General features: G+C 63.9%; 22 protein-coding genes. 6 read left to right on the top strand and 16 right to left on the bottom strand.

The genetic code is table 11. The annotated features are described in order from the left end of the window. The 4 genes from RR928_RS24850 to RR928_RS17875 all read right to left on the bottom strand — a co-directional run. Positions 1-151: DUF5710 domain-containing protein (locus tag RR928_RS24850; protein WP_442881925.1), on the bottom strand; the 151-nt coding region annotated here is incomplete at its 3' end. A gap of 282 nt (positions 152-433) precedes the next feature. Further along, positions 434-1405, bottom strand: coding sequence for a Bug family tripartite tricarboxylate transporter substrate binding protein (locus tag RR928_RS17885; RefSeq protein WP_332549663.1), 972 nt, complete (start codon positions 1403-1405; stop codon positions 434-436). 50 nt (positions 1406-1455) lie between these two features. Next, a complete protein-coding gene (locus RR928_RS17880; protein WP_332549664.1) occupies positions 1456-1794 on the bottom strand; it encodes a ketopantoate reductase family protein in 339 nt (112 codons plus the stop codon). An 8-nt stretch (positions 1795-1802) separates the two neighbouring features. Continuing rightward, a complete protein-coding gene (locus RR928_RS17875) occupies positions 1803-2555 on the bottom strand; it encodes a class II aldolase/adducin family protein (RefSeq protein ID WP_332683590.1) in 753 nt (250 codons plus the stop codon). Positions 2556-3071: 516 nt separating this feature from the next. Between RR928_RS17875 and RR928_RS17870 the strand changes: the two genes are divergently transcribed. Continuing rightward, a complete protein-coding gene (locus RR928_RS17870) occupies positions 3072-3974 on the top strand; it encodes a LysR family transcriptional regulator (protein ID WP_332549666.1) in 903 nt (300 codons plus the stop codon). A gap of 41 nt (positions 3975-4015) precedes the next feature. On the opposite strand, the gene RR928_RS17865 is transcribed toward RR928_RS17870, so the two are convergent. The 5 genes from RR928_RS17865 to RR928_RS17845 are packed head-to-tail and all read right to left on the bottom strand — an operon-like array spanning position 4016 to position 9777. After that, positions 4016-6283: a xanthine dehydrogenase family protein molybdopterin-binding subunit gene (locus RR928_RS17865; RefSeq protein ID WP_332683588.1), complete on the bottom strand. Its 2268-nt coding sequence runs from the start codon at positions 6281-6283 to the stop codon at positions 4016-4018. Between the two features lie 53 nt (positions 6284-6336). Continuing rightward, positions 6337-6996, bottom strand: a complete 660-nt coding sequence (locus tag RR928_RS17860; RefSeq protein WP_332683586.1) for an N-carbamoylsarcosine amidohydrolase — start codon at positions 6994-6996, stop codon at positions 6337-6339. Next, positions 6993-8066: a 2,5-dihydroxypyridine 5,6-dioxygenase gene (locus tag RR928_RS17855; RefSeq protein ID WP_332683584.1), complete on the bottom strand. Its 1074-nt coding sequence runs from the start codon at positions 8064-8066 to the stop codon at positions 6993-6995. The genes RR928_RS17860 and RR928_RS17855 overlap by 4 nt, the downstream gene beginning before the upstream one ends. A 46-nt stretch (positions 8067-8112) precedes the next feature. After that, positions 8113-8949 carry an alpha/beta fold hydrolase gene (locus tag RR928_RS17850; RefSeq protein WP_332539298.1) on the bottom strand — a complete coding sequence of 279 codons (837 nt, stop codon included), beginning with the start codon at positions 8947-8949 and terminating at the stop codon, positions 8113-8115. A 57-nt stretch (positions 8950-9006) separates the two neighbouring features. After that, positions 9007-9777, bottom strand: a complete 771-nt coding sequence (locus RR928_RS17845; protein WP_332539296.1) for a maleate cis-trans isomerase family protein — start codon at positions 9775-9777, stop codon at positions 9007-9009. Positions 9778-10088: 311 nt separating this feature from the next. On the opposite strand from RR928_RS17845, the gene RR928_RS17840 reads away from it, so the two are divergent. From RR928_RS17840 to RR928_RS17825, 4 genes are all read left to right on the top strand, one after another. Next, positions 10089-11246 carry an FAD-dependent monooxygenase gene (locus RR928_RS17840; RefSeq protein WP_332539294.1) on the top strand — a complete coding sequence of 386 codons (1158 nt, stop codon included), beginning with the start codon at positions 10089-10091 and terminating at the stop codon, positions 11244-11246. A 35-nt stretch (positions 11247-11281) separates the two neighbouring features. Then, the gene (locus RR928_RS17835) at positions 11282-11794 is read left to right on the top strand and encodes a (2Fe-2S)-binding protein (RefSeq protein WP_332539292.1); all 513 of its coding nucleotides are present in this window, start codon (positions 11282-11284) and stop codon (positions 11792-11794) included. After that, complete coding sequence (locus RR928_RS17830; protein ID WP_332683581.1) at positions 11791-14664, top strand: c-type cytochrome; 2874 nt, start codon at positions 11791-11793, stop codon at positions 14662-14664. The genes RR928_RS17835 and RR928_RS17830 overlap by 4 nt, the downstream gene beginning before the upstream one ends. A 244-nt stretch (positions 14665-14908) precedes the next feature. Beyond that, on the top strand, positions 14909-16225 hold the full coding sequence (locus tag RR928_RS17825; protein ID WP_332539288.1) for an MFS transporter: 1317 nt from the start codon (positions 14909-14911) through the stop codon (positions 16223-16225). A gap of 60 nt (positions 16226-16285) precedes the next feature. On the opposite strand, the gene RR928_RS17820 is transcribed toward RR928_RS17825, so the two are convergent. Then, positions 16286-16738: a MarR family winged helix-turn-helix transcriptional regulator gene (locus RR928_RS17820; protein WP_332539306.1), complete on the bottom strand. Its 453-nt coding sequence runs from the start codon at positions 16736-16738 to the stop codon at positions 16286-16288. 166 nt (positions 16739-16904) lie between these two features. Further along, positions 16905-17780, bottom strand: a complete 876-nt coding sequence (locus tag RR928_RS17815; protein WP_332539286.1) for a LysR family transcriptional regulator — start codon at positions 17778-17780, stop codon at positions 16905-16907. Positions 17781-17892: 112 nt separating this feature from the next. Between RR928_RS17815 and RR928_RS17810 the strand changes: the two genes are divergently transcribed. Next, positions 17893-18963, top strand: coding sequence for an alkene reductase (locus RR928_RS17810; protein WP_332539284.1), 1071 nt, complete (start codon positions 17893-17895; stop codon positions 18961-18963). Here the strand turns inward: RR928_RS17810 and RR928_RS17805 are convergent. From RR928_RS17805 to RR928_RS17785, 5 genes are all read right to left on the bottom strand, one after another. Next, on the bottom strand, positions 18930-19754 hold the full coding sequence (locus tag RR928_RS17805) for an alpha/beta fold hydrolase (protein ID WP_332539282.1): 825 nt from the start codon (positions 19752-19754) through the stop codon (positions 18930-18932). The genes RR928_RS17810 and RR928_RS17805 overlap by 34 nt on opposite strands. Before the next feature lie 103 nt (positions 19755-19857). Further along, complete coding sequence (locus RR928_RS17800; protein ID WP_332539280.1) at positions 19858-20157, bottom strand: hypothetical protein; 300 nt, start codon at positions 20155-20157, stop codon at positions 19858-19860. Between the two features lie 183 nt (positions 20158-20340). Next, on the bottom strand, positions 20341-22044 hold the full coding sequence (locus RR928_RS17795) for a methyl-accepting chemotaxis protein (RefSeq protein WP_332539278.1): 1704 nt from the start codon (positions 22042-22044) through the stop codon (positions 20341-20343). A gap of 2026 nt (positions 22045-24070) precedes the next feature. Continuing rightward, a complete protein-coding gene (locus RR928_RS17790) occupies positions 24071-24466 on the bottom strand; it encodes a hypothetical protein (protein WP_332683578.1) in 396 nt (131 codons plus the stop codon). A gap of 151 nt (positions 24467-24617) precedes the next feature. Next, on the bottom strand, positions 24618-24929 hold the full coding sequence (locus RR928_RS17785) for a hypothetical protein (protein ID WP_332683576.1): 312 nt from the start codon (positions 24927-24929) through the stop codon (positions 24618-24620). Between the last annotated feature and the right edge of the window lie 262 nt (positions 24930-25191).

Raw genomic sequence — 25191 nt, 5'->3', positions numbered from 1 at the left:
ACCAGGCATGGGCCTGGCGGTCCCATTTCGCACCCAAGGCCTTGGCCTGGTCCTTGTGCGCGAAAGGCACCCACAGCAGGATGGCGCGCTGCGCTTCCTGCGACTGCGCCGCGCCGTCGGCGGCGTACTGAGACTTGTTCGGTGGAACCATTTCCATCCCCCTGTCAAAGCAGCGACACTTGGCCTTGGCCGCTTCACCGCGGGCGATCGCCAGGGCCTGCGGGGCGGCTGCCCTTGCGCCATGCTGCACGCAAAAGGCGCAGGCAGTATAGCCAGCGGCATCCGATATAACGAAACCGGCGTGTGCCATGCCCATCCTGATGGGCATGAATTCCGGCGCGCTGAACCGCGGTTTTTTAGCGGCTAAATACCGGGCACAGAGCCAGCCGGGCCCTGTCGCTCCATCCCATGATGGATGGATATGCCCCAGCGTTCACTCCGGCACGATGTTCGCCCGCACGATCACTTCTTCCCATTTCTTGCGATCGGCCTGCATGAACTGCTGAAAGTCGCGCGGGCTGGTGAACTTCGGGTCCAGTCCCATGGCTGCAAAGCGTTCACGCGTCTGAGGATCGCGCGAGAGCTTGCGCAGTGACGTGCTGAGCGTGTCGACCACGCTGTCCGGCGTCTGCGCGGGCACGACAAACCCCAGCCAGGGCGTGGCACTGAAGTTCTTCACGCCCGACTCCGCCACCGTAGGCAGGTCCGGCATCGCGGGCGAGCGCGCCTGCGTCGTCACGGCCAGGGGCTGCACACGCCCGCCCTCGAGAAACGGCTTGGCAGCGGCAATGTCGACGAACATGAAACTGATTTCACCGCTGGCGACCGCAGTCAGCGCGGGCACGCTGCCCTTGAACGGAATATGGGTCGCGCGCATGTTGGCGATGCTGGCAAAGAGTTCGCCTTCGAGGTGGTTGGAAGTGCCGCTGCCCGATGAAGCATAGTTGGCGTGCTTGCCGTCGCTGGATTTCAACTCGCGCACCAGGGATGCCACGTCGGGCAACTTTGACTTGGGGTGGACCACGATGATGTGCGGAACATCGGCCAGCAGCGACAGCGGCTTGAAGTGCTTTTCCGGGTCATAGCCGGCCTTTTCCTTGTACAGGCTGGGGCCGATGCCGAACGATGATGCGGCCATGAGAATCGTATAGCCGTCGGGCGCGGACTTGGCCACGAAGTTGGTGGCGATCAGCGTGCCGGCGCCAGGCTTGTTCGTCACGATCACCGGCGTGGCCAGATCCTCCTGCAGCTTGACGGCGATATGCCGGGCCATCACGTCCGATACGCCCCCGGGCGAGAAGGGCACGACGATGGTGATGGGCTTGTCCGGGTACTTCTGGGCATGGGCCGTCGACAGCGCCATCACAGCGCAGGCCCCGAGCAGGTAATGCTGGAATCTTTTCATGCTTGTCTCCTTGGATTTCATTTTTCAAAAACCATCGCTTCTTCTTCGCATCACGCCCCAGACCGCATCGAGCTGGGGCGTGCGGACGCCGCGCTGCCGCGGCCCATGGCAGGCGACAGTGTCTGCAGCGCGGCGGCCAGGTCGTATTGCTTGACGCAGACAATGATGAAGTCGAAGTCCCAGGCCAGATCGGCGGCATCCACGGCCTGCACCGCGACGCTGGCGCGCGCCTGGCCTTCGGACCACAGGCCCAGGCCCCGTGCCTGGATGGCCTGCAAGGCCTGGCCGCGCGCGGCCAGCGTCACCGCCACGCCGCTGCCGGCCAGGTGCCAGGCCAGCGTGCAGCCCATGGCCCCGGCACCAAAAATGAGCAGCTTGGGGGATCGCATTGCCGGTCTCAGTCCTGGTAGGCCGGCTGCACGCGCTGCAGCATGCGGATCAGCGGCGGCCATTGCTTGGACCGGGAAGGCCGATGCGGCAGATCGAATTGCGCGGCGACCTTGGCGGCGACCTCGTCCGACGCCACGCACAGCGCCTGCCCGCCCGCCTGGGCCGCGATCTGGGCCTGACAGGCACGCTCCAGATAATAGAGCTCGTCAAAAGCATCCGCCACGCTGTCGCCACAGACCAGCAGGCCGTGGTTGCGCAGGATCATGGCCTTGTTTCGGCCCAGGTTGGCGACAATGCGGCCTTGCTCGCCGCACTCGAGCACCACGCCTTCGTAGTCGTGGTACGACAGCTTGCCGTGAAAGCGCATCGCATGCTGGGAGATCATCAGCAGGCCCGCTTGTTGCGCCGACACCCCTATCCCGGCCGCCGTATGGGTGTGCATCACGCAGGCGGCATCGTGGCGCGCCGCATGCACGGCGCTGTGGATCACAAAACCCGCAGGATTGATGCCCAGCCCGGTCGCATCCAGCACGATGCTGCCGCGAAGATCGACCTTGACCAGGTTGGAAGCGGTGATTTCATCAAATGCCAGGCCATAGGCATTGAGCAGGAAATGATCCGCCTCCTCGGGCACCCGGGCGGAGAAGTGGGTGTAGATATGGTCGGTCATGCGATGAATCGCGGCCAGCCGGTAGGCAGCGGCAAGGTCCTGGCGCACCTGCCACTCCGCTGCGGATACCTGTTGTTGTGTCGTGCTCATGGATGTCTTCTGTCTATGGGGTGTTGCAGGGTTTTATGCAGAATGCGGATCTCAAACCGCAGGCGCGCGAATCGGTTTCATCGGCATATTCCCCGGTGAAAGCGGCCATTGCCTGGCATTCATCGCAGCTGAATGGTTTTCAGGCCGTGCCTCATTCAAAAGATACTTGGCTGTGCGACTGTTCGGGACGAGCGCCCACTCCTTCCTGGCTCAGCTACTGCGGCGTCACATGCCCGCGCCAGGTGCCAGGCCCGCACGCCCTGGGCCACCAAGGCAGATCAGAAAGCTGCCGTTTTCAAAACGCGGCCCATGAATTTCCACTTGAATATCAGTTCCGAACTCCTTCAATAATCTTCAGCCGCTCAAATCCAGATCATTGGAAAAATTGTAGAAAATCACCCCGGCTAAATCCAACGAAAGTTGGTGATGGGAATTCATTAGAAATTCTGATAACTTGCCCGCGCGGCGCCCGCCCCTACAATGGCGCGCAACCGCCCTGTCGCCTCCCCGCCCTCCATGCCGCGCCCCAATCTGATTTATGCCGAAACGCTGTGCTGGATCGCCAAGCTCGGCACATTCAGCGCCGCCGCGCAGCGCCTGCACACCACCCAGCCCGCCGTTTCCGCGCGCATGAAGGAGCTAGAAAGCTCGCTGGGCTTTGCCTTGTTTGAAAAGCGCGGCCGCAGAATGGAGCTGACCCTGCCGGCGCGCCATTTCGTGGCTCGCGTCGAGCCCTTGCTGCGCTGCGTGGAGAACGCCTTCAACGATGCCGAGGCGGCCACCAATCCAACGGGAACGCTGCGCATAGGGCTGGGCGAGGTGGGCATGACATGGTTTGGCAAGCTCATTCCCGCGCTGCGCCTGGCATTTCCACGTTTGACCTATGAGATCGAATTGGAACTGGGCATCAAGCTGCAAGAGCAACTCGAGGACGGCACCTTGGACATCGCCGTCGTGGCCAACACCACCAGCAATCCGGCACTGGTCTACCAGTCGCTGGGAACGGCACCGATGATCTGGGTAGGCGCCAGTGCACTGCTGCGTGGGGCCGACGGCCGGCCCCGGCCACTGGCTGCGCTGCTGACGCAGGAGCCGCTATGGTGTGTCTCCAAGCCTTCGGACTACTTCACGCTGGCCCACGGCCAACTGCGGGAACGGGGTGCGAACATGGCCAACCTGTCCACCTGCAACAAGCTCAAGGGCCTGGTCGACATCGTGATGGCGGGAGGCGGAATCTCCCTGCTGCCCCAGGCCATGGTCAAGGATGCGATCGCGCTGGGTGCGCTGGCCCCCTTGCCCGCCACCATGCCCGGCCAGAACCTGGATTTCTCGCTGGCGACGCACCGCAACCAGAACCAGAGCAGTGTGATACGTCTGGTGGAAAAGCTGCTGCAACTGTCACGCACGGTTCCGATCTGAGCGGCGCGCCCGGCCCTGACTTCGAGGCTTGCGTCCGGCCTTCAGCCGGCCAGCAGCCTGCGCACCGCATCGGGCGTGAACGGCGCGGCATAAAAACGCTTGCCGGTCGCGTCGAACAGCGCATTGGCGATCGCCGCCGGGCCGGGCACCGACGCCGATTCGCCCGCGCCCATGGGCGGTTCGTCCTGGCGCGGCATCAGCAGCACTTCGATGTCGGGCAAGGCCTTGAAACCGATGATGGGATAGGTGCCCCATTCGCGGCTGCTGACGCCGGACGCGTCGAACGCGACTTTCTCCATCAGGCTGCGGCTCAGCGTCTGGATCACATTGCCGTGGATCTGGTGGCGCACGCCGTCGGGGTTGACCATCATTCCCGTGTCCTGGCCCACGACCAGGCGCGTGACCTCGATGCGCCCGCTGGCCGGGTCGACGCGCAGATCGATGACCCAGGCCGCCCAGGCCGCGCCAAAGCCCGGAAACCGGCTGTGCACATAGCGCGCATAGGCCACGCCGCGGCCGTGCAGCCAGCCGTCGGCCGCGGGCCGGCCGCGGCTGCCCCGGGCGCCGCGCTGCCAGTCCGCATGCCGGGCCGTGGCCTGCAGCAGCTCGCTGGCACGGCTGTCGTCGAGATGGCGCAGGCGGAAATCGACCGGGTCGGCTGCGGCCGCCTGCGCGAGCTCGTCAATCATGCAGTCATGGGCAAACGAATTGGGCAGGGCCGACACGCCGCGCAGCCAGGACGAGCGCACCAGCGGCGCCATGTCGTGGCTGGCGATGCGCTGGTCGCGGTAGCGATAGGGCGGCACGGCCGTGCGGTCGCCCATCTCCAGCGTGCGCGGCGCGCCGGCCACGCGGCCCGTGAGCAGCAGCGCCAGCAGGGGCGCGTCGTTCGAGGGATAGCGCACGGCAAAGTCATAGGCCAGCAACTCGCCGTCGGCATCGATCGCCGCGGACACATCCATCAGCTGGCCCGTGCCCTTGGGCTCCCACTGGTGTTCCTGCTCGCGCGTGAGCTGCACGCGCACCGGCGCGCCCACGGCGCGCGCCAGCAGCGCGGCGTCGGCGCAGACATCGTCGGCGCAGTTGCGGCCGTAGCAGCCCGCGGCTTCGAGCCGCACGATGTCTATGTGGCCTTCGCCCAGCTGCAGCAGCCGGTCGAGGTCGGTGCGCAGCATGTGCGGGTTCTGCGTTCCGGCCCACACGGTGAGCCTGCCCTGCTGGAAGTCGGCAACCGCGCACGACGGGCCAATCGAGGCATGCATTTGGTAGGGCCAGACATAGCTGCGCCGCAGATGCGTGGCGGCGCTGGCAGCGCTGGCGTCCACATCGCCGCTATCGACCAGCGCCCGGCGCTGCGCGGGGTTGGCGCGCAGCGCGGCTGCGAGATCGCTCAGATCGGGCGCGGGCGGCACGCTCTTCCAGTGCACGCGCAGCGCGCGCATTGCGGCGATCGCCTGCTCCTCGCGGTCGGCGACCACGCCGACAAAATCGCCTTCGACCACCACCTCGACCCGGCCCGGCAGATGGGCAACGGACGTGCGGTCGACATCGATCAGGCAATGGCCTATGAAGTCGCCGCCGTCGCGCCCCGGGTGCGGCGGGCGCAGCACGCGGCCGTGGCGCATGCCGGGAACGCGCACATCGTGCACGAAGCTCAGCTCGCCCGTGGCCTTGGCGGGGATGTCGACGCGCGCCGCGCCCTTGCCCACGAGCCGGTACTCAGACGCGGGCTTGAGCTTCACCGGCTCCTCGGGCGCGGCCAGGCTCAGCTGGATCTGCCGGCCCTGCAGCAGTTCGCCATAATCGAGAACGCGCGCGTCAGCGCCATCGGCAAAGCCGACGCATCCGTCGCGCGCGAGCAGCTGCTCGGGTGCCACCGCCCAGCGCTGCGCGGCCAGCGCCAGCAGCTGCTCGCGCGCCTGGGCCGCGGCGCGGCGCAGCGGCACGGCGGAGATCTGTATGCTCGCGCTGGCAATCGTCGGCCCCTGGTTGGGCGCGGCCGCCGTATGGCCCAGCACCATTTCCAGCCGCTCCAGCGGCACTTCGAGTTCCTCGGCGACGATCTGCGCCAGCGCCGTGCGAATGCCCGTGCCCAGATCCACATGGCCGTTGAAGGCCAGGGCGCGCCAGCCCTGCTGCGCGGCCAGCAGCGCGACAAAGATCTCGGGCGTGGGCTGCACATAGTCGGACGCCGTTCCCGGCTGGCCGGGAATCGGGCGCGGCGGCGCGACCGGCGCGCGCACCACCAGCAAGGTGCCGGGGCGGCTGAGCAACTGCTCGTGCAGTACGGAGGGCTGGGGCAGGGTCATGGCGGGCTACAAAAGAAAATCATGGCATGCGGGCGGGCCCGCATGCAGACCGATCAACGCGACAGCGCTTTGGTTTCGGCAAGCGCCTGGGACAGCGGCATCACGGCCGCGTATTTTTGCGCCATGTCGAAGAGATTGGCTTCATGCGGGCCAATCGCGCGGTCGCCGCAGCAGTCGGCCACCACCAGCGGGCGAAAGCCCGACTGCATGGCATCGACCACGCTGGCGCGCACGCAGCCGCTGGTCACGCAGCCCGCGACCAGCAGCGTCTGCACGCCGCGCTGCGCCAGCCAGGGCGCGAGCATGGTGCCGAAGAACGCCGACGGCGTGCTCTTGCGCACCACGTACTCGCCGGCCGCGGGCGCAAGTTCAGGCACGATGGCGCTGGCCGAGCTGTCTTCCTTGAGCGTGAGCATGCCCGGCACCTTGAGGCAGAACACATTGCTGTCGGCGTCGTCGTCGGAAAACACGATGCGGCTGTGCGCCACGGGCCAGCCCTGGGCGCGCGCATGCGCCAGCAGTTCGCGCGTCTGAGCTATGGCTTCAGGAATATTTCCGCCACCAAACACCGCCGGGTCGGCAAAGCCGTTGACGAAGTCGATGATCAGCAGGCCGAACGGCGCCTTGAGGGGCAGCGGCGTGCCAAAGCCCTGGCGCGCATAGGCGGAAATGTCTCCGGACACGCCTTCGGTGGGAATCCGTTGTTCTGTCATGCGATCTCCTTGCGGCGCGCGGCGCGCGCCAATCCTGGTTCATCCTGTACCACGCCCTCGATCACCATGGCCTGGCCGTCGAGCGCCACACTGCAGTGGCGCATGGGAATGTCGATATGGCAGGCCGTGGTGCGGCTGCCGCCGGCTTCGTTGTTCGGCCCCATGGACCAGAGGAAGTTGCCTTCGAACGCGCGCGCGTCCATGCCGATATGCGTTTCCTTGTTGTAGTGCGCAAGCATGGACCACTGGGCGCGCGGCTGCAGCCCCCAGCCCACATGCGAGACCGCATAGGCTTCGGGGTCCTCGTACGAGGCCATGTATTCCTTGAGGATCTCGGCCTGCAGTCCGCCGCTGATGCGCGTCACGAAGCCCTTCTCTATCACCAGCTCTATGGGCTCGGTCACATAGTCCTTGAGCGGCAGCAGGATGTCGCCGCGGTCCAGCACCACGCGGCCGTTGCTTTCGCCTTCGTTCGGCCAGGTCAGCACGAAGCCGCTGGGCCAGTGGTCCCAGCGCCCGGGTTCGTCGACGAAACCGTACTCGCTGATTGCCGGAAAATTGCCGAGTTGGCAGCGCAGGTCGGTGCCGGCCTTGGAGGTGATGTGCATCTGGCGCGCGGCCGCGATGCGCTGGGCCGCAGCCTGCACGCGCGTGCGGTCGGCGGCCGTGGGCACGAGACGGCACAGCACTTCGGGCGGCTCTATCGCCAGCAGGATCTTGGTGCCCGACTGCAGGATGTCGTGCTGTTCGGGCGAGAACAGCAGCGTCATCAGGTCGAGCACCAGATCGCTGGCCTTGAGCGCGGCAATCGCCGCCGGGTTGCCGGTGAGCGGCGTGGTGCCCAGATAGGCGAGCGCATCGCGGCTCAGCGACTTCTCGGCGTTCACGGGCGGCAGGTCGAGGCGGTTGACGCGCGCGCCCATTTCGCTGGACGCGGCAATCGCGCAGCGCAGCGTCTGCGGATGGGTGTCGGCGCCGGTGAGCACCGTGACGATCTGGCCGGGCGCTAGCCGGGACAGCGCCAGCACCTGCTTCCAGGCGTGGATCAGATCGATATCGCTGACGGACATGGCGTGCTCCTTGTCATGGGGGAAAGCAAAGGACGGAACAAGGCGATCAGTCGACGCGCGCGCCGAGGAAGTCGCCGAGCGCGGCGTAGAAGCCGGCCTCGTTGTCCCAGGGAATCATGTGGCCCGCGCCGGGCACGCGCACATGCGCGGTCTGCGGCGCCAGGCCCTGCCATTCGGCGACGTCGGCGTCGCGCACCACATCGCCGCGCTCGGCCGTGACCAGCAGCAGGGGCTGGGCCAGGTGGGGCAGATCGGCATGGATATCGTCGCGGCCGAAGTCTTCGAAACTCTGCACGATGGCCGGCTCGTGGCAGGTGTGCAGCCACTGGGCGCGCAGCTGGCGCTGCTCTTCGGTCCAGGTCGGGCAGAACGCGCGCATCTGTTCGGCGTTCATTCCCAGCGTCGCCTGGCGGATCGAGTCCACGTACCACGGCAGGGCCGCGGGATAGGCGCGCCGGCCCGGACCCGACACCGGCGGATCGACGATCACCAGGCGTGTCAGTCCTTGGGGCTGGGCGCGCGCGGCGCGCACCGCGATGCGTCCGCCCATCGAATGCCCCATCAGCGCATAGCGCGTGAGGCCCAGCGCCTGGGCGAACGCATTGACGTCGGCCGCCTGGGCGTCCAGGCCGTAATCCAGGCCCGGGCCCGACGCCGACAGGCCGCGGCCGCGCACATCGAGCACATAGGTATCGAACTCGCGGCCCAGGTGTTCGGCGACAAAGCCCCAGGTCACGGCCGGGCTGGTGATGCCGGGAATCAGGATCACGGCGTCACGCCCGGCGCGTGCGCCCGCGCTGCCGCCATAGCGCAGATAGTGCTGGCGAATGCCGTTGGCCTGGACCTGGCCGCCGTAGAGATAAGTGCTGGAAGTTGTGGACATGGATGTGCTCGGCAAAAGTGCGATGGCATAAAAGCCGCCCGGGGGCGGCCGCGGCGTTCAGGCCTTGGCGTAGGGATAGGCGCCCGACAGCAGCGCGCCCGCGCCCGGCACCACGGGGTCCAGGCCCAGTTCCTTGAGGATGGCGTAGGTGGTGGCAATCGAGGCCGTGAGCACCGGCTTGCCTGTCTCGGCTTCGACCTGGGCCACGGCCGCCAGCGAAGGCATCTGCACGCAGGCCGACAGCACGATCACGTCGGCGTCGCCGTAGTCCATGCCGGCGACGATGCCGGGCAGGCGTGCGGGATCGTGGCGACCGACATCGAGGTTGTCGGGAATCTCCAGCGCGCGCCAGTCGACGACTTCAAAGCCTTCGGCCGCGATGTAGTCGCGCACCAGCTGGGTCAGCGGCAGCATGTAGGGCGCGACCAGCGCGATCTTCTTGGCCTTCATCACCTTGAGCGCCTCGACCAGCGCGCCCGCGCTGGTGATCACGGGAGCGGTCGCGCCGTTGCTGGCCGTGCATTCGGTCAGGCGCTTTTGCGACACGCGGTGGTAGCCGTGTCCCATGGCCATGATCGCCACCAGGCAGGCGTAGCCGAGCACATCGACGCGCGCATCGCTGAGCTCGAGAGCGCAGCGGTCGCTTTCGGCGTCCATCGCGGCCAGCTCTTCCTTGACCACTTTCTTCATGCGCATGCGGCTCGAGTGGAAGGTGAAGCGGTCCTCGGGACGCAGCAGCGAATGGGCTTGCAGCATGGCCGGCACTTCGGTCTCCATGGTGGTGTTGGAGCTGGGAACGATCTGGCCGATACGGTAGGTCTTGGTCATGGTCTGGGCTTTCAGGGGATGGATGGAAAGATACTACTTAATAAAGCGTATACGCTCAATAGTGCAAAACCCGTGCCCAGCCAAAATTCAATCTCCTCGGCGATAAATCGTTGATTTGGTGCGGACATGCACCATTAAATTGCGTGGAACTAGGTAGAAATCCTCTCCTTGGTGCATTGCGCTTGGGCGAAAAATAGAGCGTACACACGCAAAAAAGCTTTTTCCAGGGTTGGCACGGAAACTGCTCAACCAGGGCAATGACAGGCTGCGGCCGCATGTGCTTTTCTCTCATTTCAGCAAGGAGTTCTCAAGTGTCTCAATCCCCCCGTATCGCTGTGGTCGGTGCCGGCCTGGGCGGCGCCGCCGCCGCCAAGCTGCTGCTCCAGGAGGGCTTCAACGTCCGCGTCTACGAACAGTCGCCGAGCTTCTCGCGCCTGGGTGCCGGCATCCATGTCGGGCCCAACGTGATGAAGATCCTGCGCCGCATCGGCATAGAGGACGCGCTCAACGCCCAGGGCTCGCACCCCGACTACTGGTACAGCCGCCACTGGCAGACCGGCGACGTGATGGCCCAGATTCCGCTGGGCGACTTCGCGGTCAAGAACTACGGCGCGTCCTATCTGACCGTGCACCGCGGCGACTTCCACGCGCTGCTGATCGACACCCTGCCCGACAGCGTGATGGCCTATGGCAAGAGCCTGACCCGGGTCGAGGACCGCGGCGACGTAGTGGTGATGCACTTTGCCGACGGCACGACCGAGGAAGCCGACATCGTGATCGGCGCCGACGGCGTGAACTCGCGCATCCGTGAAGAGCTGCTGGGCGTGGAGCCGCCCAAGTACGCGGGCTATCTGGCCCACCGCGCAGTGTTTCCCACGCCCGAAGTCAAGGCCGGCATGCTGCCCTTCGACGCCTGCGTGAAGTGGTGGAGCGAAGACCGCCACATGATGACCTACTTCGTCACCGGCAAGGCCGACGAGCTGTACTACGTGACCGGCGTGCCCGTCGAGCAGTGGGACCTGGGCGACCGCTGGCTGCCCAGCAGCAAGGAAGAGATGCGCGCCACGTTCGACGGCTGGCATCCCACGGTGCAGGCGCTGATCGACGCCACCGTGGAAGTCACCAAGTGGTCGCTGCTCGAGCGCGATCCGCTGCCGCTGTGGAGCCGCGGCCGGCTGGTGCTGCTGGGAGATGCCTGCCACCCGATGAAGCCGCACATGGCCCAGGGCGCGGCCATGGCCATCGAGGACGGCGCCATGCTCGCGCGCTGCCTCAAGGAAGTCGGCGCCCACAACCACGAGCTGGCGTTCGCGCTCTACGAAGCCAACCGCACGGAACGCGCCAGCAAGGTACAGCGCATTTCGCACGACAACACCTGGCTGCGCACCAATGAAGACCCTGCTTGGTGCTTCGGTTACGACGTGTTCAATGCGCCCCTGGTCGATCCCAAGGTGAAGATCGCGGCCTGACCGCCCTGGCGCCCACCCACGAACCACCGCACAAAATGGCCACCACCTCTTCCTCCAGCCCCCTGCAACTGCGCGTCAACGGCCGCGACTGCACGACGGCAGCAACGCCCGACACGGCCTTGCTTTATGTACTGCGCAATGACCTGGAGCTCAACGGCCCCAAGTACGGCTGCGGTCTGGGGGAATGTGGTGCCTGCACGGTGCTGATCGATGGCGTGGCCGCGCGCTCCTGCGTGATTCCGGTGCGCGCCGCGCAAGGCCACGAAGTCACGACGCTCGAAGGCCTGGGCTCGCGCGCCCAGCCCGGCCCCACGCAACAGGCCTTCATCGACTGCCAGGCAGCGCAATGCGGCTACTGCCTCAACGGCATGATCATGACCGTCGAGGCGCTGCTGCGGCGCAACCCCGACCCCACCGAAGCCCAGCTGCGCAATGAGCTGAGCCACAACCTGTGCCGCTGCGGCACGCATGTGGAAATCATGCAGGCCGCGCTGCGCGCTGCGCGCCTGCGCCAGGCCCAGTCCGCCCAGACCGGGGGCGCGCAATGAGCCTGTCCCCGCACACCAACGCCGCCACGCCCGCGCTGCCCGCCGAGCTGCTGCACGGCCTGGCGCTGCGCCCGCCGCAGGCGCGCTGGAACGGCCTGCGCTACCAGGGCAGCGAACTGGTCAGCGCCGAACTCGCCGCGGTGCGCGCCATGACCGGCGTGGTCGCGGCCGTGCAGCAACAACATTTTCTGGGCGTGGTCGCGGCCACGCCCGCCCACGCACTGCAGGCGGCCAGCAGCCTCGCGCCTGTCTGGCATGTGCCCGACAGCGCCCCACCGCTGACCGCACACAGCGCGCCCACCGCGCAATATGTCTGGCAGATGGCGCACGCGCCGCGGCACGGCGCGGCCCAGGTCGTGGTCTGGTGCCTGGCCGAGCAGGCCAGCGTCTGGCTGCCGCCCTGCAGCGCCCAGACCCTGCGCACGCTGCGCCGCGAACTCGCCGCGCTGCTGCAACGGCACGAAGCCGCGCTGCAACTGATCAGCCCGGCAATCGCCGCCGGCGCGGCCGAGCCGCTGCAGCTGCTGGACCTGCTGGACGCCGCGGCCGACGCCGCCTTGCTGTCCCAGGCCGTGTGCCGGCCCGTCAGCGTGCCCTGCCAGTCCGGCAGCGCCCAGGCCCCGCTGGTACTGTGCGTGCCCGCAGCGTCGCCATCGACCGACTTGCAATTGCCGACCATGGCCGCGCCCGCCGCGACCCTCACTTCGGATGCCCCCTGGTCCGTGCGCCCCAGCCTGGCGCGGCTGCTGAGCCAGCCCGAAATGGCGCGCGCCTCGGCCCAGGCCAGCGTGCGCGACGCAGGCACGGTGCAGGCGGTCAAGACCCCTGCCATTGCCCGGAATGCGGGCGTGCAGGACCTCAACGCCGCCCAGGTGTTCGCCCAGGAAAGCCTGTGGCATGAACAGGCGCTGGCCCAGGGCCTGGATCCGCTGGCCTTTCGCATCGAGCATCTGCAAGGCCGGGCGCAGGACCTCGCCCGCCAGGTCGCCGAGCGCGCGCAGTGGCATGGCACGCAGCAGGACTTTGCCCAGACCGGCGCCGACGGCCGACTCCATGGCCGCGGTTTTGCGACCGCGCAGTTGCAGACGCTGGACGCATCGGGCGCGGACCGCCTGGTCTGGAGCGCCTGGGTCGCCGAAGTCGCCGTGCATCCGCAGACCGGAGCGATCGAAGTCACGCGCGTGGTCGCGGGCCACGACAGCCAGCAGTTGCAGGCCGCGCAGGCCGCAACGCTGCGCCCCGAAATCCAGGAGCAGGACCCGCAGCTGCTGGCCAATGCGCGCCAGCTGCTGGGCGCGGCATCGGCATTCGACGACTGGAACAGTCCGCGCGACGCGGCCCATGGCCTGGTGCTGCGCTCACCCTGCGCCGATCCAGCCCTGCTGCCCGAAGGCAGCCTGATACAGCAAGGCCGGCTGGACCTCGACGGTGTCGAGACCCTGCCCGCGGCCGCAGCCATTGCCAATGCCGTGGCGCACGCGACCGGAGTGCGCCTGCGCGAAGTGCCGTTCGATTCCGAGCAACTGCGCCGCGGCCTGGCCGCGCCCGAGTCCGGCGCCGCGCTGGGCAAACGTCCCTGGGGCTGGCTGGCCGTGGGCGCCGTGGGCGTTGCCGGCCTGGCCGCCATGGCCTGGCCGCTCAAGCCCGCGCTTCCCCTGACTTCGGGCCCCGACGTGACGCTTTATTCCGCCCAGGCCATAGAGCGCGGCCGGCTGGTCGCCGCCGCGGGCGACTGCGTGGTCTGCCATACCGCGCCCGGCGGCGCGGCCAATGCCGGCGGCCTGGGCCTGGATACCCCGTTCGGCACGATCTACTCGACCAATATCACGCCCGACAACGCGACCGGCATAGGCCGCTGGTCGTTTGCCGCGTTCGAGCGCGCGATGCGCCAGGGAATCCATCAGGATGGCCGCCAGCTCTATCCCGCGTTCCCGTACACCGCGTTTGCCAAGCTCAGCGACGGCGACATGCAGGCGCTCTATGGCTATCTGATGGCCCAGGCGCCCGTCAAGGCCCAGGCGCCGCAGACACAGCTGGCCTTTCCCTACAACCTGCGCCCGGCCATGGCCGGCTGGAATGCGCTGTTCCACGACGCCACGCCGTTCAAGCCCGACCCGGCGCGCACACCCGAATGGAACCGCGGCGCCTATCTGGTCGAAGGCGCAGGCCATTGCGCGGCCTGCCATTCGCCGCGCAATGCGCTGGGCGCAGAAAAGACCGGCATCCATTACCTGGGCGGCGGCGAAGCCGAAGGCTGGAAGGCGCCGGCGCTCAACCAGCTGGCCGAAGGCCAGCGCCCCTGGACGCGCGACACGCTCTACCAATACCTGCGCAGCGGCTTCTCGCCGCAGCACGGCGTCGCCGCCGGCCCCATGGCGCCCGTGATCCACGGCCTGGCCGAACTGCCCGACAGCGATCTGCGCGCGATCACCACCTATCTGCTGGAGCTGCCGAATGCCAAGCCGGCCGCTGCCGTGCAGGCCGCACCCGCCGCGGCTGCGGTGGCGCCCGCCCCCGCGCCGGTCTATGCCCAGCATGCCAACGGCGAGCGCATCTACCAGAACGCCTGCGCGGTCTGCCACGAAGCGGGCAGCGGCCCCACGCTGTTCGGCGCCAAGCCCTTGCTGGCGCTCAACACCAACCTGCATGCGGCCACGCCCGACAACCTGGTGCAGGTGATTCTGCACGGCATCCAGTCTCCGGCGAATGAAGCCCTGGGCCATATGCCGGCATTCAAGGACAGCCTCGACGACGCCCAGATTCTGGATTTGACTGCTTACTTGCGTGAACGTTTTGCTCCGGAGGAAAAAGCTTGGCCCCATGACACGACGGCGATTAGCAAACTGCGCGCGGCCGCCGCGACGCATTGAAAACCATGAAAAAAATCACGCGGAAACCGGCCCCGGCCTGGAATCCATTCTTGGCCACCCATGAGGAGCTCCGGCAAAACAGCTCATCGCATTCAATCTGGACCAGCGCTAACTCCCTGACGGCTGCAAATCAATTCAGCTGCGGGATGGATATTCAAACAAAAGCCTCTGGAGCTTTGCAAGGCCATTTGCCTTGCAACCATAGGTTTAAAAACATCGCCAAGATTTACCAAGGGAACTTTACATGTCATCCACATTGATTTCCGTCGAAAAAGGGATACAGACCGCAGGGGTCGGCAAATTCCAATATCGTCTTTTCGTGATTTTCGGTCTGGTATGGCTCGCTGACGCGATGCAGGTGCTGTCCATAGGCTTCAGCGCCCCCTCGATCGCCAAATCCTTCGGCATCACCATGCCCCAGGCCTTGAGCACGGGAACGCTGTTCTTCATCGGCATGCTGATCGGCGCCTTCGTCTTCGGCCGCCTCGCCGACCGCATAGGCCGCCGCCCGGTGCTGATGATGGCCGTGGTGATCGATGCCTGCGCGGGCGTGGCCTCGGCCTTCGCGCCCGATCTGGCCTGGCTGCTGGTGCTGCGCTTCATCACCGGCATAGGCGTGGGCGGCACGCTGCCCGTCGACTACACGATGATGGCCGAGTTCCTGCCGAGCAACAAGCGCGGCCGCTGGCTGGTGCTGCTCGAGTCCTTCTGGGCCGTGGGCACGATCTTCCTGGCCATCCTGTCGCTGATTGCAGTCTCCTGGGGCGACGACGCCTGGCGTCTGATCTTCTTCGTCACCGGCATTCCGGCGCTGATCGGCGTGGTGCTGCGCTTTTACATTCCCGAGTCGCCGATGTTCCTCAACCGCAACGGCAAGTCGGACCAGGCGCGCGAAGTTCTGCAACGCGTGGCCAAGGTCAACGGCAACCAGGTGCAGATTCCCGCGCTGCAGCCCGAGAAGCAGGAACGCAAGTCGGTGTTCGCGCTGTTCTCGCATGAACTGCGCCGCCGCAGCATAGGCCTGCTGGCCGCCTGGGCCCTGATCTCCATTGCCTACTACGGCGTGTTCGTCTACCTGCCCATACAGCTCGCGAGCTCGGGCTTCGGTTTCATGCGCGGTCAGGAATTCCTCGTGGTGCTGGCCCTGGTGCAGCTGCCAGGCTTTGCGCTGTCGGCCTATGGCGTCGAGCGCTGGGGCCGCAAGCCCACGCTGATCGGCTTCCTGCTGCTGAGCGCCGTCGGCTGCCTGCTGTACAGCCTGGGCACCTCGACCGCCGTGGTCGTCGGCTCCACGCTGCTGATGAGCTTCTCGCTGCTGGGCACCTGGGGTGCGCTGTATGCGTTCACTCCCGAGGTCTACCCCACCAGCCTGCGCGCCAGCGGCATGGGCATGGCCGGCGCGGTCGCGCGTTTCGGCGGCCTGTTCGCTCCCGCGATCATCGCCCCCATCATGACCACGCACTTCACGCTGTCGCTGTTCGTGCTGTCGGCCATGCTGGTCGCGGGTGCGATCGCCATCTGGTCGGTCGACGTCGAATCGCGCAACCGCGTGCTGGATTGATACGCGCGCTGCGCGCAAGAAAAAGCCTGGGCGCGCGTTGCCCAGGCTTTTTTTTCCATGTCAGGCCGCAGCCAGCAGCATCTTGCGCAGCAGAAAGTCAATGGCCACGCGTTCCGCGGCATTGAGCGCGCCGTAGGTGCTGGCACTGATCTGCTGGGCGAACGGCGCCATGTCGCGCACCAGGCGGCGGCCTGCGGGCGTCACATGGATCACCACCTTGCGCCGGTCGGTCCTGTGGTTTTCTATCGCTATCAATTCACGCTGGCGCAGCCGCTCGACCACGCCGCGTATCGTCGCCTGGTCTATCACCGTGGCCTTGACAATATCGGCCAGTGAAACACCGTCCCGATCGCGCACCGCGCACAGCACGACAAATTGCGCGCTGGTCAGCTGCGAATCAGGAATATATTGCTGGAAATATGCGCTATGCCGCTGATAGGCGCGCCGCAGCAAATGGCCAATCTGTTCCGACAGCAAATAATCCTGGGACTGCGAGACGGCGTTGGTTTTCATGGATTCAGACATCGATAGAAAATGTAGTATTTGCGTCTGAAGCCTGTCAATGCCATTTACCGGCAGGCGGTGTTTCATCCGATTTGATCTGATGCAGATCAAGCGCAGCGCACTGCAGGCGTCTGCGTGCCGCGCCTGGAGCATTTTCAAAGCAGCCGGCAGCGCATTATTCCCGGCCCAGGCGCTGCTGCAGGAACTCGATGAAGCGCTGGGTCTTGGCCGGCAGCAGCCGCGTTTCGGTCAAGGCATAGACCGGCGTGGCCCGGCCCTGCCAGTCGGCAAGAACCCGCCGTAGCCGTCCAGCGGCGAGATCGTCGGCGACGATTTCCGCCGGCAGCAGCACCACGCCCAGGTCCAGCGTCGCCAGGCGCTGGAACATGCCCACGCTGTTGACTTGAAAGCGCCCGCCCACCGCGACCTCGACTTCTTCGCCGGCGCGGTGCAGCAGCCATTTGCCGCTGGTTGAAAAGCCCAGGCATTCGTGGCGTGACAGATCGACCGGGTGCTGCGGCTCGCCCGCGCGCTGCAGATAGCGCGGTGACGCATAGGCCTGCACGCTCAGCCGCGCGAGCAAGCGTGCAATCAGGTTCGAGTCCTGCAGCTCGCCCATGCGGATGGCGACATCGAAAGGCTCGGACACCAGGTCCACGCGTCGCGGTGTAAGGTCGAAGTCAAAGCGTATTCCGGGGTAGAGCGCGGCGAATTCGGCGATCAAGGGCGCAAGGTAAAGCGTTGCGAAGTCGACTGGCAGCGAGGCGCGCAGCTTGCCGCTGGGCTGGGCCTGCATTTCACCCAGTTGCTCATGCGCCAGCCGCGCCTCCTCGACGATGCGCCGGCAGCGCGCGTGATACAGCTGGCCGGCCTCGGTCAATTCCACCTTGCGCGTGGTGCGGTGCAAAAGCCGCAGGCCTATGGCCTTTTCAAGCGCGCCTATGCGCCGCGACACGGTCGAACTCGGCAGCCCCAGGTTCTCGGCTGCGCGGCGAAAGCTCAGCGTCCGGCCGACCTCGACAAATAGGGCCATGTCATTCAGCAGTTCCATTGATTGCGCCATTTTTGGATCAATGAATACCACTTTAGCGCCTTTATCTCTTTGCGGGAGCAATCAAGAATACGTCCATCGCACTCCCATGTGCATTTCTCCAGGACTTTCCATGCACGCGCTTTTTTCTCCGGTACGCATAGGCCGACTCGAGGCGGCCAACCGCCTGGTCATGGCCCCCATGACGCGTTCGCGCGCCGACGCCCACGGGCTGCCCGGCGAGCTGACCGTCACCTATTACGCCCAGCGCGCCAGCGCCGGGCTGATCATCTCCGAAGGCGTATTTCCTTCGGTCATGGGCAAGGGCTATGTGCACACGCCGGGCATCGCCAACGACGCCCAGGCCGCGGCCTGGAAAAAGGTCAGCGCAGCCGTGCACGCCCGCGGCGGGCGCATCTTCCTGCAGCTGATGCATTGCGGCCGGATCTCCCACCCTGCACTGCTGGACGGCGCAACGCCGGTAGCGCCCTCGGCGATACGGCCTGCGGGCCAGGCCTGGACGCCGGCCGGCCAGCTCGATTTCGTCACCCCGCGCGCGCTGGCGCTGGCCGACATCGCGGCCGTGGTCGACGACTACCGCCAGGCCACGCGCCGCGCGCTGGACGCCGGTTTCGACGGCGTCGAACTGCATGCGGCTTCGGGCTACCTGCCCGAACAGTTTCTGTCATCGGGCAGCAACCGGCGCGAGGACGCCTATGGTGGCTCGGTCGAAAACCGTGCGCGCTTCATTCTCGAACTGCTCACGGCAATGGCCGAAGAAGCCGGCGCCGACCGCGTGGGCATCAAGATCTCGCCCGAGATGAACTACAACAGCATCAGCGACGACGACCCGCAGCAGACCTATTGCTATCTGGTGGATCAGCTGCGCGGCCGGGGCCTGGCCTACCTGCATGTCGCGCTGTTCGGCACGGCCGTCGACTACCACGCGTTGCTGCGCCCGCGCTTCGGTGGCACCTATCTGATGGGCAGCGGATTGACGCAGCAAAGCGCCGAGCGCGCACTGGCCGATGGCGCAGCCGACGCCGCGGTGTTTGGCAGCGCATTTCTCGCCAACCCCGATCTGCCCGAGCGCTTTCGCCTGGGCGCGGCGCTCAACACGCCGGACCGCGCCACGTTCTTCGCGCCGCCCACGGCCCAGGGCTATACCGACTACCCGGCGCTGGAGCGCGCGGAATCGGCCTGAAGCCGCGCCTGCGCCACGAAGTGCTGTACCCGCTCGAGCACCTGCGCCGTGCTTTCGCGGTGCGGCACATGGCCGCAGCCGGGCAGCAAAACCAGCTCGACCGGGGCAGCGGCCAAATCGGCGATGCGCTGGGGCTGGCGCGCCGAGCCGAACTCGTCATCGGCGCCCTGGAACGCCAGCAGCGGACTGCGCAGCCGCGCCAGCGCCGCGTCCAGATTCCAGCCGCGAAACTCCGGCGAAAGCCAGGTGTTGACCCAGGCATCAAGCACCCACTGCGCCTTGCCGGGGTGGTATTTCTCCAACCGCTGCATTTGCCCGGGCGCGGCAAACGAATCGCGCGCCGCTCGAATGCCGTCCAGCGTCAGCGGCTCGACGAACGACTGCGCCGATTCGGTGATCACCGCCTGGCAGCGCATGCCGTAGGCCGCGGCAATCGATACCGCCATGCCGCCGCCCACGCTGTGGCCGAACACCATGAAGCGGTCGATAGCCAAGGCATCGAGCAGCGCGCCAAAACTGTCCTGCGCTTCGGTGGCAACGAAATCCACGCCGAGCACGCCGGGGTGGGCGTCCGACAGGCCAAACCCCAGCCGGTCATAGCTGATCACGGGATGGCCGGTCAGGCGCGCCAGCGCGTCGGGAAAATCGCGCCACAACGCCGTGCATCCCAGCGAATCGTGCAGCAGCACGATGGGACTGCGGGTTTCACCGCCCGCGGCGCCGGGCCAGCACCTGACATGCAGATGGCCCCGGGCCGTGGCGATGCGGGTCTGCTGCGCTGGCGTGCTCATGCGTTCCAGGCCCTGCAGGCACCACTTTTCCAAAACGCTCCACACTCATTCATGAGCCCCCTCCCTTTGCCAGACAGTACGCGCTCCATGCCAAGCGCTGCCCTCAGTGCAGCGCTTGCTCGCAATAGGCCGGGCCCATGCCCCAGGCAGCCTGACGCACGGCATTGCTGGCCGTGGGCAATCGGGCATAGCCGTTCCTTTCTCCCTGGGCGTGTCTGTCCACCAGGCACAGCACGTCATTCGATGTGCCCGGAAAGCTGGGCAGGGCCCAATGCTGCCTGGAGCGGACACTGATTCTTCTGGCATTGGGAAAGCGCTTCAAGGCATCGGCGACGGCTTCACATGTGCTGGGGGAGAAGGCGGTATAGCAAAAGCCACCCACATTGATGACGCAGAACCTCATGGCACTCCTTGTTGATTTGGCATTGCTCTCCCCTTCAGTATCGGCAGGTATGTGTCAAAATGAAACAAAAAAACAATGATCTAACAAATCACCCATTTCAAGACGGCAAAAAGCCCGCTTAACGCGGGCTTTCTCGGGGTTTGGACGCCAGGGGAATCGCGTCCCGCGCAGGCCATCTGTGGATCAGAAGCTTTCCCACTCGCCCTGGCTGTTGCCGGCCGGCGCAGCCGGCGTCTTGGTGGGGGCCGGCGCTTCGATGCGCACGCGCGGCGTGGCCAGGGGCCTGGCCGCAGGCACGCGCGCTGGCGCGGCGTCCTTCAGCCGGGAGACGCTGGCTGGGGCGCTGCTGCCACCGAGCGTGAACACCGACACCGCCTTGACGAGCTCGTCGGCCTGGTGATTGAGCGCGCCAGCGGCGGCGGCCATCTCCTCAACCAGGGAAGCATTCTGCTGCGTGGCCTGGTCCATCTGCGTGACGGCTTCGCCGATCTGGCCCACGCCCGCGCTTTGCTCGCTGCTCGCGGCGCTGATCTCGCCCATGATGTCGGTCACATTGCGAATCGCCTGCACTACCTGGGTCATGGTCGTTCCGGCCCTGTCCACAAGAGCACTGCCCTGCCCAACGCTCTCGACGCTTGCAGTAATCAGTGCCTTGATTTCCTTGGCGGCGTCCGCGCTGCGCTGCGCAAGGCTGCGCACTTCGCTGGCGACCACGGCAAAGCCCCGGCCCTGCTCGCCCGCGCGCGCGGCCTCGACGGCAGCGTTGAGCGCCAGGATGTTGGTTTGGAAGGCAATGCCGTCGATCACGGAAATGATGTCGGCAATCTTGGCGCTGCTGGCGTTGATGCTTTTCATGGTCTCCACGACTTCGGCAACGACCTCGCCACCCTGCGCCGCCACCGTCGACGCATTCACCGCGAGCTCATTCGCAGCACGCGCATTCTCGGCGTTCTGGCGCACGGTGGAGCCCAGCTCCTCCATGGAAGCCGCAGTCTGCTCCAGTGCCGAAGCCTGCTCTTCCGTGCGCGCCGACAAATCGTTGTTGCCCGAAGCGATCTGCGCGCTGCCCGATGCCACGCCTTCGGCGTTCTGTCGCACCAGGCTCACGGTGTTGACCAGACTTTGCTGCATTTTCTGCATGGAGCGCAGCAGCTGACCGGTTTCGTCATTGGAATCGACCAAGATCTGCGAGCTGAGATCGCCGCTGGCGATGCGATCCGAGACTTCAACCGCGCGCCGCAGGGGACGGACAATGGAGCCGATGATGCTGAATGCCATGAAGATGGCCACCAGCACCGCGATGCTTGCGGCAATCAGGATATCGCGTTCAAGTGCCTTGGCGCTGGCTTCGGCGCGTGCGCCTGCCTCATTCGCACGGCGCTCCTGCAAAGTCATCTGCGCCATGATGTCGGCCTGATAGGCGCGCTGGGCCGGGCGGAAGTTCTCCTCGAGAAACATCAATGCTTCCTCCATCCGGCCCTGCTGAACAAGCGCAATGTATTCGTTGCCCGACTTCAGAAACGCAACACGCGTGATCTGCATCTTGTCCAGCAGGGCCTTGCCTTCGCTCGAATTGATCATGCTCTCCAGGATCTTGAACTGCACGACCACGTCGGCGCGCGCGGCAGCAATCCTCTCCAGAGAGGATTTCTTGATCGCGCTCGACGAGAAAATCGCCAGGTTGCGCACCAGGATTGCCTGCTCATTGACCTGATCGATCACCGTATTCAAGGCCTTGTTCAGCGGCATGCGCCGCTGCACCACATCCGTCAGTTCTGCGCGCTGACTGGCGGAACGCCAAAGTCCAATCCCCGCCAATGCGACCAGCAGCAATACCAGAACACTGAATGCCACGATCAGCCGTGACGAAATTTTTAATTGGTTCATTCTTTTGTCTCTTCAAGAAGATGGGTGCGCCAAATGCGCCGTCCCCCGGAGCCGGGCGAGGCGAGTTCAGTGCGGTGGTGAATCCCGTCGGTGGGAGGTGGATTTCAGCCAGCGTGCCGTGACACGCTGGCCCAGGGCCGGAAGCGGGGCTGGCCAATGGCCGGGGGCAGCAGGAGCGAACGCACCGGGCAAACACTGCGGCCGGTTCCCATGCCAAGCCGCGTTCTAGCGCCTTGAAGCTGCACCAGGCGCAAGACCGGGCAAATGCTTTGCAGCGCAGCACGCCATTGTCTGCAGCGCTGATTTATTGCAGCGAAAGCGCGCGAGCTTCCACCAGGGATAGGTGGACCGCGATGCGTCCTGGGGCTGCACGCGCCTTGCGGGCGAGTGCGCCGTTTCATGGGACTTCTTGCTCAAGTGCGAACACGTTCGACGCCAGACAAATGCCACGGGGATAAGAATTTTCAGTGGATATCAAAGCGGCTCTGCGCTCGTCAATCCGGATGACAAAAAATGGGGGGCCGGCGCTGGTGAGCCAATGAAAGACAAGCCATGCCCCCGCATCCCAAACCGGGTTCTTCTTAAAGTTATAACGATGATTACAATTGTAACACGTTGTACAAATACGGGTAACTTTGCATGGACATTTTGACGATGTTCTGCGAAGGCAAATTTATGCATGCGCCTTGCCGCACATGGCGCATCGGTTTCGCGCGCGCTTCATCACCTGCTGCAGGCCACCAGACGCTTGCCCGCGCAGCAGGCACGCCAGCACAAAAGAGGCGGCCAAGCCGGGGCGCAGACAGCCTGTGAACACCCTTTGACGGCAATGCGGTCGCCGATCTCGGCCTGGTGGCCGCGGCTTGCCAGCCATATTTCCCCGGCCCGCAAGTTCCAGCCGCCTTTGGCCATCTTCGCTGCCACCGATGAGCACTCGGGTAGGCCAGCATGGAGTCAGTCCAGGCGTTTCTAAATATATCTCCACTATTTCTTAGCGCCTAGGCTCTGATCAAATCTATCGTCTTCTCCAATCACCGGCAAGAAATGCAAAGCCAGCGTAAAAAACATACCCGTGGCCAAGCCCACCAAAGAAAAGATCAATGCACCACGCCAATACCAATCGCTTGGGTTCGATAATAACCGCAACGAAAACGCGAGCCAACTCAGGACAAACCACGCACCCAATGACAAAACTCTACCTGCGAAAATATAGTTCGGCCAAAAATTTTTGACAAATTTATCTATTAAAAACAAAAATGGCACGCCAAATATCAGAAAAAAAACAACCAAGAGAGAACACTAGGACAAAGTAAAAGACATGCTCCATTGTGATATTACTATAAGCGTTACTCCCATAGTCAACGAATGCCCCGACCACAGAAAACTCACAGAGACTTAATCCTGCGCGCAGCATCAACAAAATTGATCTACATAATTACAGCATATAGCCCTCTTAAATATAAAAATCTCATATAAAAATCGATTTCACTTGGACTTCATTTCCAAAATTCCGGCCTTGAACTGCGATTATCCATAGGCTTGACGCCATACTTCACATTCCCACCCCACACCATGGGCGCGACAAGCTCATAATATTCAGCGACTTAAACTATCGCCCCATACCCTAAGCATAAACATGAATTAACCAAAAATAGTTATTTTGCACACCAAGAACAATCCAACCATCATCCAGTGCGTGCTGACCAGGCAAATTCATATTCACAACAGACCTGCCAGAACAATCAACAGGATGTGCAACATAACCTAGAGCTAGGTTTTGCAATTGAATATTTGCAATGCCTGCACTTTTGACTTCACCGTTACCTCCCAGGACCCGCATGGCGACGCAAGGCATTGGTCGACATCGCAAAATGTGCAGCGATCAATCCGGCTTTAGTGTGCATGCCAGCAATCTTGCCAAAAACGATCTATCTTCGCTCGTGCCACGCCACCCCTGCATTTGATATAGCCCGTCTACTTTTCGACAGTTGTCCACCAACAACTTCATATTTTCATCCATCAACCCCTATTGCTTCCTAAAAGAAATATGAGCTGCAACCACGGATACCACAGAAATCGCAGGACAAATTATGGTGAAAAACAACTTCTCATCAATAGTTGTTCTGGCGAAAATTAAATATTCAGGCAGCCCATTAAATAATGCCACCAACAGAGGGGAGAAGATTGAAACAATGACATATGAAACCCACCCCTTCTTCATTCTCAAAGATGCATAAATAAGCCCCAAGACAAACGCAGGAAAACCATAAAGAATCATTCCACCCACAAACCCATAAAGCATTACCCCCTGCGCATAAAAATAGGCATATAAATTCTTCTCACCCCCTCCGGCAAAGTAAAACCCCCATAACAAATAAAAATCTCCGACAAATCCGGGGCTGATAGAAAATATCAAAACCACCTTCACAGACTCCTTTATCCTCCAGATCATGGCTTACACCCCTGCTCCTCACTGCAGCCTAGCAACTTACAACCATATCTAATGCGAGACTTAATATCAATAATATCAATAATATCAACCCCTCCTTCCACCCTGTGCTTTTCATCTACAATTAAATTCCAAGGCTCAAACTTGCCAAGAAATAACTTTGCATCCTCAGTTTTGTCGGCCGCATGGATTTCATCAGCGGATTTTTCTCCTCCACATAGTTAGAGCCACATCGACGATGGTGATCCGGGCGCTGCGGATGGCGGCGATGCAGACAGCCTGGCCCGCTTCGCCGCCCTTGGTCTACCAGCCGATGCTGGTATTTCCGGAGCTTCATATGGCCGGCTTTTTCTTTGGCCTGCATCATCGATAAGCCACCACATTCATTCTTCACGCTCACTCGCATTTTTTTCTTATATTTTTCAAATATCATCATCAACACATTCATACATTCAAAGAACCCGGAAAACGTCACAACAGAATAAAACACAACCCTCTGCCACGCATGCGATTCCTCGTTAGGAATCTAATCCGTTGATAAAAACTCCCTGTTAAACCAAACATAAGCCTAGGTAAGATTCTCGAAGCAAATTATGCTTATAACCAACAGCAGCAGCCGAGAAAATACCCCGACCCACCCTGGATCCTGGAGACATTCATCTATCTTAGAAATTTTTTTGTCACTTGGCTTCTTTCCC

It is taken from the genome of Comamonas sp. (assembly GCF_036666375.1).
Lineage (GTDB): Bacteria > Pseudomonadota > Gammaproteobacteria > Burkholderiales > Burkholderiaceae_C > Comamonas.
This window is presented reverse-complemented; position numbering and strand designations above follow the sequence as displayed.

What these genes read in the sequence shown, in the direction of transcription:
- RR928_RS17885 (WP_332549663.1), bottom strand. Translation starts at nt 1,405, where the DNA reads ATGAAAAGATTCCAGCATTACCTGCTCGGGGCCTGCGCTGTGATGGCG.
- RR928_RS17880 (WP_332549664.1), bottom strand. Translation starts at nt 1,794, where the DNA reads ATGCGATCCCCCAAGCTGCTCATTTTTGGTGCCGGGGCCATGGGCTGC.
- RR928_RS17875 (WP_332683590.1), bottom strand. Translation starts at nt 2,555, where the DNA reads ATGAGCACGACACAACAACAGGTATCCGCAGCGGAGTGGCAGGTGCGC.
- RR928_RS17870 (WP_332549666.1), top strand. Translation starts at nt 3,072, where the DNA reads ATGCCGCGCCCCAATCTGATTTATGCCGAAACGCTGTGCTGGATCGCC.
- RR928_RS17865 (WP_332683588.1), bottom strand. Translation starts at nt 6,283, where the DNA reads ATGACCCTGCCCCAGCCCTCCGTACTGCACGAGCAGTTGCTCAGCCGC.
- RR928_RS17860 (WP_332683586.1), bottom strand. Translation starts at nt 6,996, where the DNA reads ATGACAGAACAACGGATTCCCACCGAAGGCGTGTCCGGAGACATTTCC.
- RR928_RS17855 (WP_332683584.1), bottom strand. Translation starts at nt 8,066, where the DNA reads ATGTCCGTCAGCGATATCGATCTGATCCACGCCTGGAAGCAGGTGCTG.
- RR928_RS17850 (WP_332539298.1), bottom strand. Translation starts at nt 8,949, where the DNA reads ATGTCCACAACTTCCAGCACTTATCTCTACGGCGGCCAGGTCCAGGCC.
- RR928_RS17845 (WP_332539296.1), bottom strand. Translation starts at nt 9,777, where the DNA reads ATGACCAAGACCTACCGTATCGGCCAGATCGTTCCCAGCTCCAACACC.
- RR928_RS17835 (WP_332539292.1), top strand. Translation starts at nt 11,282, where the DNA reads ATGGCCACCACCTCTTCCTCCAGCCCCCTGCAACTGCGCGTCAACGGC.
- RR928_RS17830 (WP_332683581.1), top strand. Translation starts at nt 11,791, where the DNA reads ATGAGCCTGTCCCCGCACACCAACGCCGCCACGCCCGCGCTGCCCGCC.
- RR928_RS17825 (WP_332539288.1), top strand. Translation starts at nt 14,909, where the DNA reads ATGTCATCCACATTGATTTCCGTCGAAAAAGGGATACAGACCGCAGGG.
- RR928_RS17820 (WP_332539306.1), bottom strand. Translation starts at nt 16,738, where the DNA reads ATGAAAACCAACGCCGTCTCGCAGTCCCAGGATTATTTGCTGTCGGAA.
- RR928_RS17815 (WP_332539286.1), bottom strand. Translation starts at nt 17,780, where the DNA reads ATGGAACTGCTGAATGACATGGCCCTATTTGTCGAGGTCGGCCGGACG.
- RR928_RS17810 (WP_332539284.1), top strand. Translation starts at nt 17,893, where the DNA reads ATGCACGCGCTTTTTTCTCCGGTACGCATAGGCCGACTCGAGGCGGCC.
- RR928_RS17805 (WP_332539282.1), bottom strand. Translation starts at nt 19,754, where the DNA reads ATGAGCACGCCAGCGCAGCAGACCCGCATCGCCACGGCCCGGGGCCAT.
- RR928_RS17800 (WP_332539280.1), bottom strand. Translation starts at nt 20,157, where the DNA reads ATGAGGTTCTGCGTCATCAATGTGGGTGGCTTTTGCTATACCGCCTTC.
- RR928_RS17795 (WP_332539278.1), bottom strand. Translation starts at nt 22,044, where the DNA reads ATGAACCAATTAAAAATTTCGTCACGGCTGATCGTGGCATTCAGTGTT.
- RR928_RS17785 (WP_332683576.1), bottom strand. Translation starts at nt 24,929, where the DNA reads ATGATGATATTTGAAAAATATAAGAAAAAAATGCGAGTGAGCGTGAAG.